The organism is Pseudomonas laurylsulfativorans (genome assembly GCF_002906155.1).
GTDB lineage: Bacteria > Pseudomonadota > Gammaproteobacteria > Pseudomonadales > Pseudomonadaceae > Aquipseudomonas > Aquipseudomonas laurylsulfativorans.
Map to the genome: position 1 here is coordinate 83104 of NZ_MUJK01000004.1, position 15115 is coordinate 98218.

Annotated in this window: 15 protein-coding genes and 1 pseudogene; 6 read left to right on the top strand and 10 right to left on the bottom strand. The window is 60.6% G+C overall.

Annotation, left to right across the window (positions count from 1 at the left end; genetic code table 11):
* Positions 1 to 9: 9 nt before the first annotated feature.
* A complete protein-coding gene (locus B0D71_RS32100) occupies positions 10 to 135 on the bottom strand; it encodes a hypothetical protein (protein ID WP_276310356.1) in 126 nt (41 codons plus the stop codon).
* A 269-nt stretch (positions 136 to 404) separates the two neighbouring features.
* Positions 405 to 845, bottom strand: coding sequence for a phage infection protein (locus B0D71_RS14305; protein ID WP_103395336.1), 441 nt, complete (start codon positions 843 to 845; stop codon positions 405 to 407).
* A gap of 262 nt (positions 846 to 1107) precedes the next feature.
* Between B0D71_RS14305 and B0D71_RS14310 the strand changes: the two genes are divergently transcribed.
* The gene (locus B0D71_RS14310; RefSeq protein WP_103395337.1) at positions 1108 to 1731 is read left to right on the top strand and encodes a glutathione S-transferase; all 624 of its coding nucleotides are present in this window, start codon (positions 1108 to 1110) and stop codon (positions 1729 to 1731) included.
* A 70-nt stretch (positions 1732 to 1801) separates the two neighbouring features.
* On the opposite strand, the gene B0D71_RS14315 is transcribed toward B0D71_RS14310, so the two are convergent.
* Complete coding sequence (locus tag B0D71_RS14315; RefSeq protein ID WP_103395338.1) at positions 1802 to 2242, bottom strand: CBS domain-containing protein; 441 nt, start codon at positions 2240 to 2242, stop codon at positions 1802 to 1804.
* A gap of 318 nt (positions 2243 to 2560) precedes the next feature.
* Between B0D71_RS14315 and B0D71_RS14325 the strand changes: the two genes are divergently transcribed.
* Complete coding sequence (locus B0D71_RS14325; RefSeq protein WP_165798719.1) at positions 2561 to 4921, top strand: DNA polymerase II; 2361 nt, start codon at positions 2561 to 2563, stop codon at positions 4919 to 4921.
* Here the strand turns inward: B0D71_RS14325 and B0D71_RS14330 are convergent.
* The gene (locus B0D71_RS14330; RefSeq protein WP_103395341.1) at positions 4886 to 5356 is read right to left on the bottom strand and encodes a DUF1810 domain-containing protein; all 471 of its coding nucleotides are present in this window, start codon (positions 5354 to 5356) and stop codon (positions 4886 to 4888) included. The two genes, B0D71_RS14325 and B0D71_RS14330, sit on opposite strands and share 36 nt — an antisense overlap.
* Before the next feature lie 29 nt (positions 5357 to 5385).
* A complete protein-coding gene (locus tag B0D71_RS14335) occupies positions 5386 to 6207 on the bottom strand; it encodes an aldo/keto reductase (protein ID WP_103395342.1) in 822 nt (273 codons plus the stop codon).
* Positions 6208 to 6426: 219 nt separating this feature from the next.
* Between B0D71_RS14335 and B0D71_RS14340 the strand changes: the two genes are divergently transcribed.
* Positions 6427 to 7176 carry a hypothetical protein gene (locus tag B0D71_RS14340; protein WP_103395343.1) on the top strand — a complete coding sequence of 250 codons (750 nt, stop codon included), beginning with the start codon at positions 6427 to 6429 and terminating at the stop codon, positions 7174 to 7176.
* Between the two features lie 199 nt (positions 7177 to 7375).
* Positions 7376 to 8161 (top strand): sulfite exporter TauE/SafE family protein, encoded by a 786-nt coding sequence (locus B0D71_RS14345; protein ID WP_103395747.1) that lies wholly within the window; start codon positions 7376 to 7378, stop codon positions 8159 to 8161.
* A 20-nt stretch (positions 8162 to 8181) separates the two neighbouring features.
* Here B0D71_RS14345 and B0D71_RS14350 read toward each other — a convergent pair.
* Positions 8182 to 8289 (bottom strand): annotated as a pseudogene (locus B0D71_RS14350) (VOC family protein); the annotation flags it as partial.
* A gap of 171 nt (positions 8290 to 8460) precedes the next feature.
* Between B0D71_RS14350 and B0D71_RS14355 the strand changes: the two are divergent.
* A complete protein-coding gene (locus B0D71_RS14355; RefSeq protein ID WP_103395344.1) occupies positions 8461 to 9015 on the top strand; it encodes a DUF4174 domain-containing protein in 555 nt (184 codons plus the stop codon).
* Between the two features lie 68 nt (positions 9016 to 9083).
* Here the strand turns inward: B0D71_RS14355 and ampC are convergent, their stop codons facing one another.
* From ampC to B0D71_RS14370, 3 genes are all read right to left on the bottom strand, one after another.
* Positions 9084 to 10223: a class C beta-lactamase gene (gene ampC, locus B0D71_RS14360; RefSeq protein ID WP_103395345.1), complete on the bottom strand. Its 1140-nt coding sequence runs from the start codon at positions 10221 to 10223 to the stop codon at positions 9084 to 9086.
* A gap of 130 nt (positions 10224 to 10353) precedes the next feature.
* Positions 10354 to 11697, bottom strand: coding sequence for a glucarate dehydratase (gudD, locus tag B0D71_RS14365; RefSeq protein WP_103395346.1), 1344 nt, complete (start codon positions 11695 to 11697; stop codon positions 10354 to 10356).
* Positions 11698 to 11722: 25 nt separating this feature from the next.
* On the bottom strand, positions 11723 to 13069 hold the full coding sequence (locus B0D71_RS14370; protein ID WP_103395347.1) for an MFS transporter: 1347 nt from the start codon (positions 13067 to 13069) through the stop codon (positions 11723 to 11725).
* Between the two features lie 280 nt (positions 13070 to 13349).
* Here B0D71_RS14370 and B0D71_RS14375 point away from each other — a divergent pair, with 280 nt between their 5' ends.
* Positions 13350 to 14060 (top strand): FadR/GntR family transcriptional regulator, encoded by a 711-nt coding sequence (locus B0D71_RS14375; protein ID WP_103395348.1) that lies wholly within the window; start codon positions 13350 to 13352, stop codon positions 14058 to 14060.
* 115 nt (positions 14061 to 14175) lie between these two features.
* Here the strand turns inward: B0D71_RS14375 and B0D71_RS14380 are convergent, their stop codons facing one another.
* Positions 14176 to 15087, bottom strand: coding sequence for a DMT family transporter (locus B0D71_RS14380; protein ID WP_103395349.1), 912 nt, complete (start codon positions 15085 to 15087; stop codon positions 14176 to 14178).
* Positions 15088 to 15115: the final 28 nt, after the last annotated feature.

Consider the following 15115-nt stretch of genomic DNA (forward strand, 5'->3'; position numbering starts at 1 on the left):
AAAGCTTCATCACGGATTGCCGGGAAAACTGTAGGAGCCGGCTTGCTGGCGATGGACTGTAGGAGCCAGCTTGCTGGCGATGGACTCAAGTGCGCCGTGTTTATCCAGTTCACGCGCGTTATCGTTAACGACCATCGCCAGCAAGCTGGCTCCTACAAGGGACCGCGACCTAATCGAAATGATGTGAACGCCAAACTGTAGGAGCCGGCTTGCTGGCGATGGACTCAAGTGCGCCGCGTTTATTCAGTTCACACGCGTTATCGTTAACGACCATCGCCAGCAAGCTGGCTCCTACAAGGGACCGTGCCCACGCTGAAAATAACCAGTGAAAGCCCCCAAAAAAGCATAAAAAACCCGGCGGGTGAGGCCGGGTTTTCATTGAGTCCTGCGGTCAAGCACTGCATTCAGACAGCGCGGCTTTCGATCAGACGATCCGAACCGCCTTCAGCGACGCGGTTTTGCAGGAGCTTGTCGGAGCCACCTTCAGCGACACGGTTTTGCAGGAGCTTGTCGGAACCGCCTTCAGCGACGCGGTTTTGCAGGAGCTTGTCGGAACCGCCTTCAGCGACGCGGTTTTGCAGGAGCTTGTCAGAACCGCCTTCAGCGACACGGTTTTGCAGGAGCTTGTCGGAGCCGCCTTCAGCGACGCGGTTTTGCAGGAGCTTGTCAGAACCACCTTCGGCAACACGTTTTTCCAGCAGGCGATCCGAACCACCTTCGGCCACACGACTTTCAATCAGACGATCCGAGCCGCCTTCAGCGACCACAGGTTGAGCAGAGGTAGCAGCGAAAGCGTTAACTGCGAAAACCGAGAAAGCGATGCTGAGGAGGGTTTGGCGTTTCATGATGGTGTGCTCCGGGGGTGTTTATTGGTTGGTATGGAGCAGATGTTACGCCGGGGATTTTTTATGAGAACTTCATTGCGGTGATGGTGAACATCGACGGCAGTGATAGGACCGATGCCATACCCCTTGTGAGCTTGATGGTGCGATCGTCGGATGGTCGCTGTGGGGCAGGTGGCGGCTTCTACACTGGATAGCTGGCGTGTTTCTCTGCCGAGGCGGTTGATGAGGCACTGCGGCGATCGCGGTGTGTAAGGAGACGATTATGTACCAGCTCTACGGCCATCAGAACTCCGGGGCCGCGGCCATCGAGGCCGCCCTTGAACTCTGTGATATTCCTTATCGCTTCATCGATGTCGAAACGTCCGCGGAGGCGGCCCTGGCACTGGAGAAGCTCAACCCGCTCAAACAGATTCCGACCCTGCAGCTGCCTGATGGTGGCGTCTTGACCGAGAGCGCGGCGATCCTGATTCACCTCGGGCTGAGCTTTCCCGCATCGGGATTGTTGCCGTCCGACCCGGCCGAGCGGGCCCAGGCCATTCGCGGCATGGCGTACATCGTCAGCAATTGCTATGCGGCCATCGGCATCATGGATTACCCCGAGCGCTGGCTGGCCGAGGCGGACGAGTCATCCAGGCAGAACCTCATGGATGGCGCCCGTCGGCGCCTGCACTGGAGTTGGGAGGTGTTTGCCGATCAATTCTCGGGCGAGCTCTATCTGGGCAGCGAAAAACCGGGGGCGCTGGACGTGCTGGCGGCGGTGATCTCGCGATGGGCGGGCAGTCGGGAGCATTTGCGCAATGCGCGGCCGGGTTTTTTCGCCTGGCTGGAACGCATCGACCGCCACCCGGCGCTGGCACCGGTGTTCGCCCGGCATTGGCCGGCCTGAAAACACAGCTTACCCTGTGGGAGCGAGCTTGCTCGCTCCCACAGGTTTTCGGGTGAATGTTGTGCCCGACTTACTCCCCGCGAATGTACTGCTCCAGCTGCTTGATCAGCTCCGCCTGTTCGGCAATGGCTTCCTTGACCAGGTCACCGATCGACAGCAGGCCGATCAGTTTGCCGCCTTCGACCACCGGCAAGTGGCGCAGGCGTCTATCGGACATGATGCCCAGGCAGGTATCCACGGTTTGATGGGTGTCGACGGTAATCACCGGCGACACCATGATGTCGCGCACCGGCGTGCCCACCGAAGAGCGGCCGTGCAGCACCAGTTTGCGTGCATAGTCCCGTTCGCTGATGATGCCCAGCACTTCATCATTGTCCACCACCAGCAAGGCGCCGACGTTTTTCTCGGCCATCTTCATCAGCGCTTCGAGCACCATGTGATCGGGTTTGATCTGGTGCACTTCCTGATTCTTCTGATCTTTGAGCTTGAGCAGTTGGGCGACGGTTTTCATGGTGGTTACTCGGGTGTTGTCGTTGTTCTTGAAGAATCGTAGACGCAAGCCTTCAGGGCAAGGGCGAAAGCGGCAGATAACACGCAAAAAACGTCATTCGGCGGTTTTTCTTTGGCAATCCCCACATTTCCGGCCAGGACCCTACCTGTGGGAGCGAGCCTGCTCGCGAAAGCGGACTGTCAGCCAACAAGGATGTTGAATGTGCTGGCCCCTTCGCGAGCAGGCTCGCTCCCACAAGGGGGGGCTGCCTGATAGGCCTGCTATCCCTGCTGATGACAGGTAGAATCCCCCTCTGAATAAACGTTGAGGTTTACAGTGGTGGATCTACAGCAGGGCTTCGTCCTGACCCGGCATTGGCGCGATACCCCGGCCGGTACGGAAGTCGAGTTCTGGCTGGCGACCGACAGCGGTCCCCGGCGTATCCGCCTGCCCCGCCAACCGTCGGTGGCGTTCATCCCTGCCGAGCAGCGTCAGGCGGCCGAAAGCGTTTTGCACGACGAGAAGAACGTCGAGCTCAGGCCCTTGGCCCTGCTGGATTTCGAACATCGCCCGGTCCTCGGTCTTTACTGCCAGCAACACGGCCAGTTGATGCGCCTGGAAACCGCGCTGCGCCGGGCCGGTGTCGAGGTGTTCGAAGCTGACGTGCGCCCACCGGAACGCTACATGATGGAGCGCTTCATCACCGCACCGGTGCGCTTCAGTGGCACCCAAAATGCCGAGGGCCTGCTGCTCGACGCGCAGATGAAAGCCGATCCCGACTACCGGCCGAGCCTGAAACTGGTGTCCCTGGACATCGAGACCACCGCCCAGGGCGAGTTGTATTCCATCGCCCTGGAAGGTTGCGGCGAGCGTCAGGTGTACATGCTCGGTCCGCCCAATGGCGACGATAGCCTGGTGGATTTTCAGCTCGAATACTGCGATTCGCGGACCCTGTTGCTGAAAAAACTCAATGACTGGTTTGCCCGGTTCGACCCCGACGCGATCATCGGCTGGAACGTCGTGCAGTTCGACTTGCGGGTGCTTCACGAACACGCCCGGCGCCTGGCGGTGCCGTTGAAACTGGGGCGTGGCGGCGAGGAAATGCAGTGGCGCGAACACGGCAGCGGCAACCATTACTTCGCGTCAGCCGCTGGTCGCCTGATCATCGACGGTATCGAGGCCCTGCGCTCGGCGACCTGGAGTTTCCCCTCGTTCAGCCTGGAAAACGTCGCGCAAACCCTGCTCGGCGAGGGCAAGTCGATCGACAACCCGTACCAGCGCATGGACGAAATCAACCGCATGTTCGCCGAGGACAAACCGGCGCTGGCCACATACAACCTCAAGGATTGCGAACTGGTCACGCGGATCTTCGCCAAAACGCAGTTGCTGACCTTCCTGCTGGAGCGGGCCAGCGTCACCGGTTTGCCGGCCGATCGCATGGGCGGTTCGGTGGCGGCCTTCACTCACTTGTACATGCCGCTGATGCACCGTCAGGGTTTCGTTGCGCCTAACCTCGGTGGCAAGCCGCCCCAGGCCAGCCCCGGCGGTTTTGTCATGGATTCGCAACCGGGACTGTACGAATCGGTGCTGGTGCTCGACTACAAAAGCCTCTATCCGTCGATCATCCGCACCTTCCTGATCGACCCCGTGGGGCTGATTGAAGGGCTCAAGCACCCGGACGACAGCGAGTCGGTGCCGGGTTTTCGCGGCGCGCGCTTTTCGCGCACCCGGCATTGCCTGCCCTCCATCGTCGCCCGGGTGGCCGAAGGCCGGGAAACCGCCAAGCGCGAACACAACGCGCCGCTGTCCCAGGCGCTGAAAATCATCATGAACGCGTTCTACGGCGTGCTCGGCTCCAGCGGATGTCGCTTCTTCGACACGCGCCTGGCTTCGTCCATCACCTTGCGCGGCCACGAAATCATGCTGCGCACCCGCCAGTTGATCGAGGCCCAGGGCCATGCGGTGATTTATGGCGACACCGATTCGACCTTCGTCTGGCTGCGTCGCGCCCATGGCCAGCAGGAGGCGGCGCAGATTGGTCACGCGCTGGTTGCGCACGTCAATCAGTGGTGGCGCGAGCACGTGCAGCAGGAGTACGGCTTGCAGAGCGTTCTCGAGTTGCAGTTCGAGACCCACTACAAGCGCTTTTTGATGCCGACCATTCGTGGTGCCGAAGAAGGCAGTAAAAAGCGTTATGCCGGGCTGGTCACCCGTGACGATGGCAGCGACGAGATGGTCTACAAAGGCCTGGAAACCGTACGCACCGACTGGTCGCTGCTGGCCCGGCAATTCCAGCAAGAGCTGTATTCTCGGATCTTCCTGCGCAAGCCCTATCAGGATTATGTGCGTGACTACGTGCGCAAAACCCTGGCCGGTGAGTTCGATGACCGGCTGATCTACCGCAAGCGCCTGCGCCGCACGCTCGATGACTATCAACGTAACGTGCCGCCCCATGTGCGCGCGGCGCGCCTGGCCGACGAGTACAACGACCGCCAGGGCCGCCCGCGGCAATACCAGAACGGCGGCTGGATCAGCTATGTGATCACCGTTGCTGGCCCTGAGCCGCTGGAAGTGCGCAGCGCGCCCATCGATTACGACCACTACATCACCCGGCAGCTGCAACCGGTGGCGGACGCGATACTGCCCTTTGTCGTCGACGACTTCTCAACCCTGATTGGTGGGCAACTGGGCCTGTTTTGAGTCCAGCAGCGACAAGGTCCAGTCATCCAGGATGCCATGGAAGTATTGGTTCAGGGCTTGCTGGAAAAGGCTGTCAGCGTCGGCGACCTGGGCAAACAGGGTCATCGAGGAATGAAACTTCAGGTCGTCGGGATGACCGAAAATCCCGGCCACCGAGCGCTCCCTGATGTTCAGCACTTCCTGGGTGCAGGTGCGTAGCCGGGCGCCCAGCAACGGGTGCTCAAGGTAGGCCAGGGCTTCCTCCCGCGAGCGGATGGCAAAGCGGCGCGACATCTCGCTGCCGCCAAGCCCGGAAAACTGCGGAAAAATGAACCACATCCAGTGACTGCGCTTGTGCCCGTTGTTCAGCTCGGTTTGAACCCGGTCGAACACCGGGTCCTGAGCCTCGAGAAAACGTTGCAGGTTGAACGGGTCCAGGTGGTCGGTGCTTCTCATGGCGAAGCTCTCTGACAGACTGCGGTGGTTCAGACCATGGCCAGCCGCTGCTTGCGTTGTGGCGCGTGAAACGCTTGGTCCAGCGCCTCCAGATCCCCGGCGTCGAGCTGCAATCGGGCAGCTTGGGCATTTAGCCGTATATGCTCGGGACGGACCGCCTTGGGGATAGCGATCACGCCGTCCTGACGCAGAATCCAAGCCAGCGCGACTTGTGCCGGCGTCATGTCGTGTCGGGCGGCCACCTGTTTGAGCGTGGCATTGGCGAGCATTTTTCCACCCTGGCCGATCGGGCAGTAAGCCATGACCGGTAGCCGCTGCTGTTGGCTCCAGGGCAATAAATCAAATTCTATGCCGCGCTGCTCCAGATTGTAGAGCACCTGATTGGTGGCGCAGGCGGGGGCATCCAGTTCCTGCAGGTCGTCGAGGTCGAAATTGGACACCCCCCAACGGCCAATCTTGCCGGCTTCGCGCAGGCGTTCGAAGGCGTCTACGGTTTCTTCCAGGGGGTACTGGCCGCGCCAATGCAGCAGATACAGATCGATGTAATCGGTGCCCAGCCTGCGCAGGCTTCGCTCGCACGCCTGGGCAATACCCTGGCGGCTGGCGTTGTGCGGGTACACCTTGCTGACCAGAAACACGCTGTCGCGCTGGCCGGCGATGGCATCGCGGACCACTTCCTCGGCACCGCCTTCGGCGTACATTTCAGCGGTGTCGATCAGGGTCATGCCCAGTTCGATGCCCAGGCGCAGTGCCGCGACTTCTTCGGTGTGCCGTGAGCGGTCTTCACCCATCTGCCAGGTCCCCTGGCCGATAACCGGGACCCGGGTGCCAGCCAATTCAAGCGTGCGCATGCAAACCTCCTTCATGAATGCCGATGGTTATTTCAGTGGGCAGCAGAATAGTCCATCGGTTCCCCCGCAGGGCTTGCCGCGGGCTGCGATCCTTAGGGCTGCACCTTGCCGGTGATCGATTGCTCTGCGCCGAGACTGCACTTTTTCGAAATGTCCGGCTCTATCCATGGCAGCCTGCGGCGATCCCCACCGTCGGCCCATGCCCAAGTCAAAGAACCCATGGCTCGAGTTTCACTTGCGATCAACACAATAATCCGTCGTCAATGCCTGCTGCTGGCCGGTCTGTCGATGTTTTTCGTCACCGGGTGCAGCCAGCAGCAGGGCGGCGACATCTTCACCCAGATGCGCGAAGGCAATCCTCGGGAGTTCCTGCAAACCAGTGTCGACCGTATGGCCACCCTGACCATGCGCGACAACCTCGACAGCCTTTACCTGCTGATGAGCAAGCTCTACCTGCGCAACCCCGACGAGCTGAAAAAATCCGGTTTCCTCGATGCTCGCACGGCCGGCAAGCAAGTGCGCATGGCCATCGAACAACAGCAGCCGTTACCGACCCTGGGTGGCAAAAAGGACCTGGCGGCCTTGCGATTCGCCATGAGCCCGGAATTTCTCGGTGATCGGGTCGGAGCGTTCATCTATGCCATCGGCAGCATGCTGGTGACCGCCCACGGCAACCGTACCGAGTTCTACATGACCGATGCGATCAACCCGGTATTCGTCAGCAACGCCGCGCGCAACATCGAGATCGCTACCTGGATCCTCGGCCAGCGGCAGAACAAAGAGGGCCAGCCCTTGTTGTTCTCCAACGAAATCTCGGAGGAGGGCAGCAACCTGAGTTTCGCCGTCGAGTTCGGCAAGATCGTCGCCCGGCTGGACCTGTTGACCCAGATGCTCGACGAACGCTACCGGCGCATCGGCCTGAATTATGCGCAGAGTTTGCTGTTCCTGAATTTCCTGCCGGTGCAGTGAATCCAGCAGATAACCCTGTAGGAGCGAGCTTGCTCGCGATAGCGGTTTATCAGCTGACATGGATGTCGACCGACACTCGGTCATCGCGAGTAAGCTCGCTCCTACAGGAATAAAGATAGATCGCATCGATATAACTGGTTATATGAAATATCGCTATGCTGCGGGCCAGATTTCCCCTGCGATCGTTGTGGACGTATTCATGGATTTAATGAACATCGGGTTGGTCGTGGCCGGGTTGGTGGTTGGCTTCATTGTCGGCATGACTGGCGTCGGTGGCGGGTCGCTCATGACCCCTATCCTGCTGTGGTTCGGCATCAATCCGGCGACGGCGGTCGGTACCGACCTGCTGTACGCCGCCATCACCAAATCCAGCGGTGTACTGGTGCACCGCAAGAACAACAACATCGACTGGGCGATTACCGGTTGGCTGACCCTTGGCAGCGTGCCGGCGGTGGCACTGACGTTGTGGTTCCTGAGCAGCTTGCACTCCAGCCCCGATGCGATGAACGCGATCATCAAGCAGGCCCTCGGCTTTGTGTTGTTTGCCACGGCGCTGGCGATTCTGTTCAAGAAACGTCTGCTGGATTTCGCCCACAAACGTGCCGGCGGCAACTACAACCCCAGCGGGTCGCGCCTCAATGTCCTGACGGTCATCACTGGCCTGGTCCTCGGCACCATGGTCGCGCTGACGTCCATCGGTGCCGGTGCACTGGGCACCGTGGCTCTGTTCATTCTCTATCCGATGCTGCCAACCCGCCGCCTGGTAGGCACCGAAATCGCCCACGCCGTGCCGCTGACCCTGGTCGCAGGTCTTGGCCATGCCAGCATGGGCAACATGGACTGGCATGTATTGGGTTACTTGCTGGTGGGCTCGTTGCCGGGGATTTACCTGGGCAGCCACCTGACCGGGCGCATCTCCGACGAAGTGCTGCGCCCTTGCCTGGCGACCATGCTGTTGTTGATCGGTTACAAGCTGGCGTTCTGATCCAGGCCGCCACGCCAGCTTCATTCGCGGGTGAATATTTCCAGCAGATGCCCGTCCGGGTCATCGAAATACACCCGCCGTCCTCCCGCGTAATCATTGACCTCCCTCGGACGCTGTTTGCCCGGGTCCTCACGACGGACCAAGCGGGTTGTCATGAGTCTTCAGATTAGCCCAGGCTGTTGCGCAATGACCGCCCTGACCTAAGCTTGGGACAAGGCGAGAAATATTTGCGGTACGTCACCCGGAACGATCGCCGCGATGCGCAATCATTAGAGCGTGGATATCAAAAGGAGATGCGCATGCTCATCAGGTCACTGACCCTGGCTACTTTGCTGGCGATTGCCGGCACCTCGTTCGCCGCTGATGGCGACTCACCGCTGGACATGGACAAGGGCAGGGCCCGACCTCTGATCGTCATCGCTCCGAGTACTGTTGATCCGGCTTGGGTCAGCCTGAAAAAGTCGCTGGATGAGCCAGCCAATCGCAAGGGTTTCACCGACCGCAACATGGTGCTCTACACCGTGCTCAGCCTGATGGGCCAGCGCGATGGCAAGGACCTCGGTCCACAAGACACAGCGGCACTGATCCGCTCGCTCAAGCTGGGTGCCGGCGCCAAGACCAAGGTGATTCTGGTCGGCAAGGACGGCGAGAAGAAGCTGGAGCAGTCGGACACTTTCAAGCTCGACGAGATTTTCAGCGCTGTCGATCAGCTGCCGGCGGCCGAGAAAGAATTCACCGCGACAGTGGCCGCTCCCGTTACGACTCAAGCCGAACCGGCTGCCAAAGGCACCAAGCCCGCAAAAAACAGCAAACCGGCCAAGCCCGCGAAGCCGCCTGAAATGCCGGATGATTGATCCTCAATCTTGTGGCGGTGGAAGGCTTTTCTGTGGGAGCAAGCTCGCTCCCACAGATGGATTAGCCATTATTGGGAAAGGGCGCTCAAAATCCGATGAGCAATCCTGACTCGCTGCGCATTCGGATAATTCTTGTTGGCCAGCATCACAATGCCGATGCCCTTCGATGGCACGTACGCCACATAAGCACCAAAGCCACCGGTTGAGCCTGTCTTGTTGATCAGTACGTTCTGCGGCTGCACTTGCGGCGGGTTCAGCCATTGGACCTTGTGCGCCTGCATGGCCATCGGCGTGGAGTTGCCGTCCAGCAAGCGATCCAGGGTGATCGGGTAGCGATACATCTCCCAGCCCAGGCCTTGGGTCATATCGCCAACGGTGTAGTAACCGCTATGAGTCAAGGCGATGGCTTGCTGCAAAGGCTTTTCCAGAGACGCCGGTTTCATGTTGGCTTCAACATAGCCCAACAAGTCCGCCGCGCTGGTTTTCACGCCGTACGCCTCGGAATCCAGCGCTCCCGGCCCGACCCGCACGGGTTTGTCATCCTTGTTGTAGCCCTGGGCGTACAGCGCCATCTGGTCCTGCGGCACATGCACGTAGGTGTGCTTGAGGCCCAGTTTTGGCAGCAGGGTTTTCTCCATCAGGTCATCAAACGGCTGGCCCAGGCTTTGAGCGGCGAGGTAGCCGAACAAGCCGAGGCTGGGGTTGGAATACAATCGGTGGCTGCCGGGGGCGTAGAGCGGTTTCCATTGTTTGTAGTAGCCGAGCATTTTGTCGGCCGAATCAGATTCAGCCGGGAATTGCAGGGGCAGGCCGCCAGCGCTGTAGGTGCCCAGTTGCAGCACGCTGATGTGGTCGAACGCACTGCCGCGCAAGGCCGGCAGGACCTGGCTGGCCTTGTCCGACAGTGACAGCTTGCCCGTGGCCTGGGCGTAGGCGGCGAGGGTGGCGGTGAAGGTTTTGCTGACGGAGCCGATCTCGAACAGGGTGTCTTGCGTGACAGGGCTGCCGGTTTCTGTCGAGGCGACGCCATAGTTGAAGTAATGCGCCTGGCCGTTGACGGTGACCGCCACGGCCATGCCGTGAATGCCCTCGGCTTGCATCACCGGTTGTACAGCGGCGTTCACCACTGTCTCGATTTGATCCTGTGCCACGCACTGGCCCGCGGCGAATATCGCTATGCAAGCGGCGATGGTTTTCAGCCTGTCCATGTTGGTTTCATCCGTCGTTGATTCAGTTGCGCGCCATTTTAGGGGGTTAAGCGCCATGCTCCGAGCGCTTTTTAGAATCGGCCGCCAACAGGCGGCCACGCGCAACCTTTGATTCAACGCACTTGCCGATTCAACGCACCAGGCACGGCCGCTTGTTATCGAACTTCCAGCCGGGAATCAGGAACTGCATCGCCACGCTGTCATCCCGCGCGCCCAAGCCCATGCCTTTGTATAGCTCGTGGGCCTTGGCGACTTGATCCATGTCCAGTTCGACCCCCAGCCCCGGTTTCTGCGGTACCTGCACGCAGCCGTCGACGATTTGCAGCGGGGCCTTGGTCAGGCGCTGGCCGTCCTGCCAGATCCAGTGGGTGTCGATGGCTGTGATCTCGCCCGGCGCGGCCGCCGCGACATGGGTAAACATGGCCAGGGAAATGTCGAAGTGGTTGTTGGAGTGCGAACCCCAGGTCAGGCCCCATTCGTGGCACATCTGCGCCACGCGCACCGAGCCTTGCAGGGTCCAGAAGTGTGGGTCGGCCAGGGGAATGTCGACCGATTGCAACTGGATCGCATGACCCATCTCGCGCCAGTCGGTGGCGATCATGTTGGTCGCGGTCTTCAGGCCCGTGGCCCGGCGGAATTCGGCCATGACTTCACGTCCCGAGTAACCGTTTTCCGCCCCGCACGGGTCTTCTGCATAGGCCAGGACGTGGTGCTGATCGCGGCACAGGCGGATGGCTTCTTTCAGTGACCAGGCACCGTTGGGATCAAGGGTGATGCGTGCATCGGGGAAGCGTTCGGCGAGGGCCGTGACCGCTTCGATTTCGGCATCGCCACTGAGCACGCCGCCCTTGAGTTTGAAATCCTTGAAACCGTAACGGGCATGGGCCGCCTCGGCCAGGCGCACCACACCTTCGGCGGTCATGGCTTGCTCATGCCGCACGCGGAACCAGTCGTTGTCGGCGTCGGGCTCGCTGCGGTAGGCGAGGCCGGTTTCGTTGCGATCACCGACATAAAACAGATAGCCGAGCATCTTCACTTCATCGCGCTGCTGGCCTTCGCCGAGCAGGGCGGCCACCGGCACGTCCAGGTGCTGGCCGAGCAAGTCGAGCAAGGCGGCTTCCAGGCCGGTGACGGCGTGGATGGTGATGCGCAGGTCGAAGGTCTGCAAGCCGCGGCCACCGGCATCGCGGTCGGCGAAGGTCTGGCGCACCTGATTGAGAATTTTTTGATAGGTGCCAATCGGGCTGCCGACCACCAGGCTGCGTGCGTCTTCGAGGGTCTGGCGAATCCGCTCGCCCCCCGGTACTTCACCGACGCCGGTGTGGCCGGCGTTGTCCTTGAGGATCACGATATTGCGGGTGAAAAACGGTCCGTGGGCGCCGCTGAGGTTGAGCAGCATGCCATCGTGGCCGGCGACCGGAACCACTTGCATGCTGGTGATGATCGGGGCTTTTGCAGTGTCTTGTGCGTTCATTTTCCAATCCTTAAAAAAGCGCAATTCAGGCGTGGTTGGGCGAGGGTTTGCCCAGCGCCACGGCGGGTGCGGGTTTCGGTGTGTTGCGAGCGGCGAAGACGATGATGGCGGCGATGATCGAGGTCGCGGCCAGGCCGTACAGCCCGCCCTGAATCGAACCGGTGTTTGCTTCGAGCAGGCCGAAGGTGGTCGGTGCAACGAAGCCACCGAGGTTGCCCACCGAGTTGATCAGCGCGATGACGCCAGCCGCGATTCGCGCATCCAGGTAGGCCTGGGGAATCGGCCAGAACAGCGACGAGGCTGATTTGAAGCCCAGCGCGGCAAAGCAGATCGCAACGAAGGCGAAGACCGGCCCGCCAGTGGTGGACATGAACATCCCGGCGGCCGCAATCAGCAGCGCGGCGGCGACCCAGGCCTGCTGGTGTTTCCATTTGGCGGACAGGGACGCAAAGGCGTACATGCCGACAATCGACAGCAACCATGGAATCGAGTTGAACAGCCCGACCTGGACGTCGCTCAGGTCGCCCATCTTTTTGATGATGCTCGGCAGCCAGAAGGTCGCGGCGTAGATGGTCAGTTGGATAAAGAAGTAGATCAGGCAGAACAGGATGATCTGGCGGTCCTTGAGCAACTTGCCCAGTGACGGCTTGATCGGCGTCGCCGCTTCCCGGGCCAGTTGTTCATCGTCGATGGCCTTGACCAGCGCGTCCTGCTCTTCGCGGCTCAGCCATTTGGCGTCGTGGGGTTTGGAGTCCAGCCAGAACCAGACAAACACGCACAAACCCACCGAAAACATGCCCTCGATGAAGTACATCCATTGCCAGCCGTGCAGGCCCAGCCCTTCGATTTGCAGGAGCAACCCGGACAGCGGGCCTGAAATCAACGACGCGATCGCCGAACCACTGAGGAAGATGGCAATCGCCTTGCCACGCTCCAAGCCGGGCAACCAGCGGGTGAAGTAGTAGATCACCCCGGGGAAAAACCCGGCTTCGGCCACGCCCAGCAGAAAACGCAGGATGTAGAAGTGGGTTTCGTTCTGGATGAACGCCATGCCCGCGGCGACCAGGCCCCAGGTCAGCATGATGCGGGTCAGCCAGATACGCGCGCCGACTTTTTGCAGAAGGATGTTGGAGGGCACCTCGAACAGCGCGTAACCGATGAAGAACAGCCCGGCACCCAGGCCGTAGGCGGCAGCGCCAATACCCAGGTCGTGTTCCATATGGGCTCGGACGAAACCGATGTTCACGCGATCAATGTAATTGACGATGAACATGATGACGAACAGCGGCAAGACGTGGCGTTTGACTTTGGTGATGGCGGACTTCAGCGCTGAATTGGCGTCGTCGTGCATCCCGGAGATGGATGTATTCACTGCGTTTTCTCCCACTCGTTATTTTTATGCGGGGTGAAGCTGGGGGCTGCTTTGTTGATAGACATCATACAACTAGATTTTTTCATCCTGCAACCCTGGTAATCCAACAAAATGGCGCTTATGCAGAGGGTTTTTATTCTGGTGGCGGTGCTGGTTAGCGTGTTTCGTGACCAGAAATAGGCTTTTTGTTGAGTGTTGTCATACAAGTTGAGCGAGATTTCTCAAGATTCCCGCCTGGCGCGGTGCTACGATTCGATAGCCCTGATTTGCGGACACCCTCATGCAAGAAGACCTCGAAATACCTGCTCGCAAGCGCAGCCATAACCTGGCCCATGACCTGGTGGAGAAGCTGACCCAGCGCATCCTGCTCGGCCAGATGTTGCCCGGTGACAAGTTGCCGTCGGAAAACACCATCGTTCAGGAGCACGGGGTCAGTCGCACGGTGGTGCGTGAGGCGATCTCGAAGTTGCAGGCCTCGGGGCTGGTGGAAACCCGCCATGGCATCGGCACGTTTGTGATCGAGCGTGCTCCGGAGCAAGGGCTGCGGCTGAATGTCGATACGGCGTTGGGTGTGCGCAGCATTCTGGAGTTGCGCATGGGCCTGGAAACCCAGGCGGCCGCGCTGGCGGCAACGCGCCGCAGCGATCTGCAACTGGCGCAAATGCGTGAAGCGCTGGATGACTATCAAAGCCTGCTGGCCAACAACGACAGCTGTGTCGAAGCGGACCGGCGTTTTCATCTGTTGATTGCCGAGGCCACCGGCAACCTGTGCTTCACCGAGATCATGCAGCACCTGGGCCACGCCATGATCCCGCGCACCCGGGTCAATGCCGCCGAGCGTGGCGCAGTGGACTTGAGCAAGCTTGGCCAGTTGGCCAACCTGGAGCACGAGGCGATCCTCAATGCCATCAAGCGCCAGGACCCGGACGCGGCGCGGGCGGCGATGTGGCTGCACCTGACTAACAGTCGCGACCGGTTTTCGCCCAGTTGATGGTCAGGCTCCCACAGGGTTACCGGGTGTACGCAACATCTACGGGTATCCAAAAAATCATTGTGGGAGCGAGCTTGCTCGCGATAGCGCCAGGCCTGACAGCGAAAAACCTGAATCAGACCCTGACAGCCTGAACAACCACAGCCCGCCGCTCCAGATTCAACGCCAGCACACTCGCCAACACCACCAGCCCGCCGACCACGATCATCAGCGTCGGCCGCTCGCCAAGCGCATAAGACGCAATCACCATCGCCGTCGGCGGTGTCAGGTACAACGTCATCGTCGCCCGGCTCAAGTCCACATGCGCCAGCACATAGGCCCAGGCCAGGTACGCGAGGGCGCTGGGGAAAATCCCCAGGGCGATCACCGCGAACTGCACGTGCATCGGCGCAAGGGCGACCTGGTCCGCAAGGCCAGGCAAGTAGACCAACAACAGCACCGTCCCGGACCACACGGTGTAGCAGACCAGCGTCAGTCCGTCGTAACGCCCGGTGTGGTGCTTTTGCAGGGCAAAGTAGAGGCTCCAGGACACCGCCGCCAACAGGATCAGCAAACCGTGGGCGTCGATGCTGCCCAGACCGTGATCACCGGCCACCACAATCAGCACGCCAAACAAACCGAGCAGCACGCAACCCCAGCGCCACAGGCTCACTCGATCCTTGAACACGAAGCGCGCAATCAGCGTGCTGAACAGTGGCGTGGTCTGGGCCAGGACGCTTGAAGCGCCAGCGCTGACACCCTGCTGCCCGAAGTTGATCGCCACGTGGTGCAGGCTTACGGCAAAGAAACCCAGGCCGAACATCAGCGGCAGATCGCGCAGGCTCGGCAGGCGTATGCCTTTGAATATCGCGACCACGGCCATGAACACCGAGGCCAGCAGGAAGCGCAGGAGCGCCAGGTGCACGGGGTCGTAGGCCTGCAAGCCGATATGGATGCCGGTCGGGGAATAGCCCCAGCACGCCACGACAAACGCCATGGCCAGGATGATTTTCCAGGGTGAAACGGGGGAGGGTGTGAGCGGCTTCATGGCGGTGCACCTGTGGGCGGATGCACCG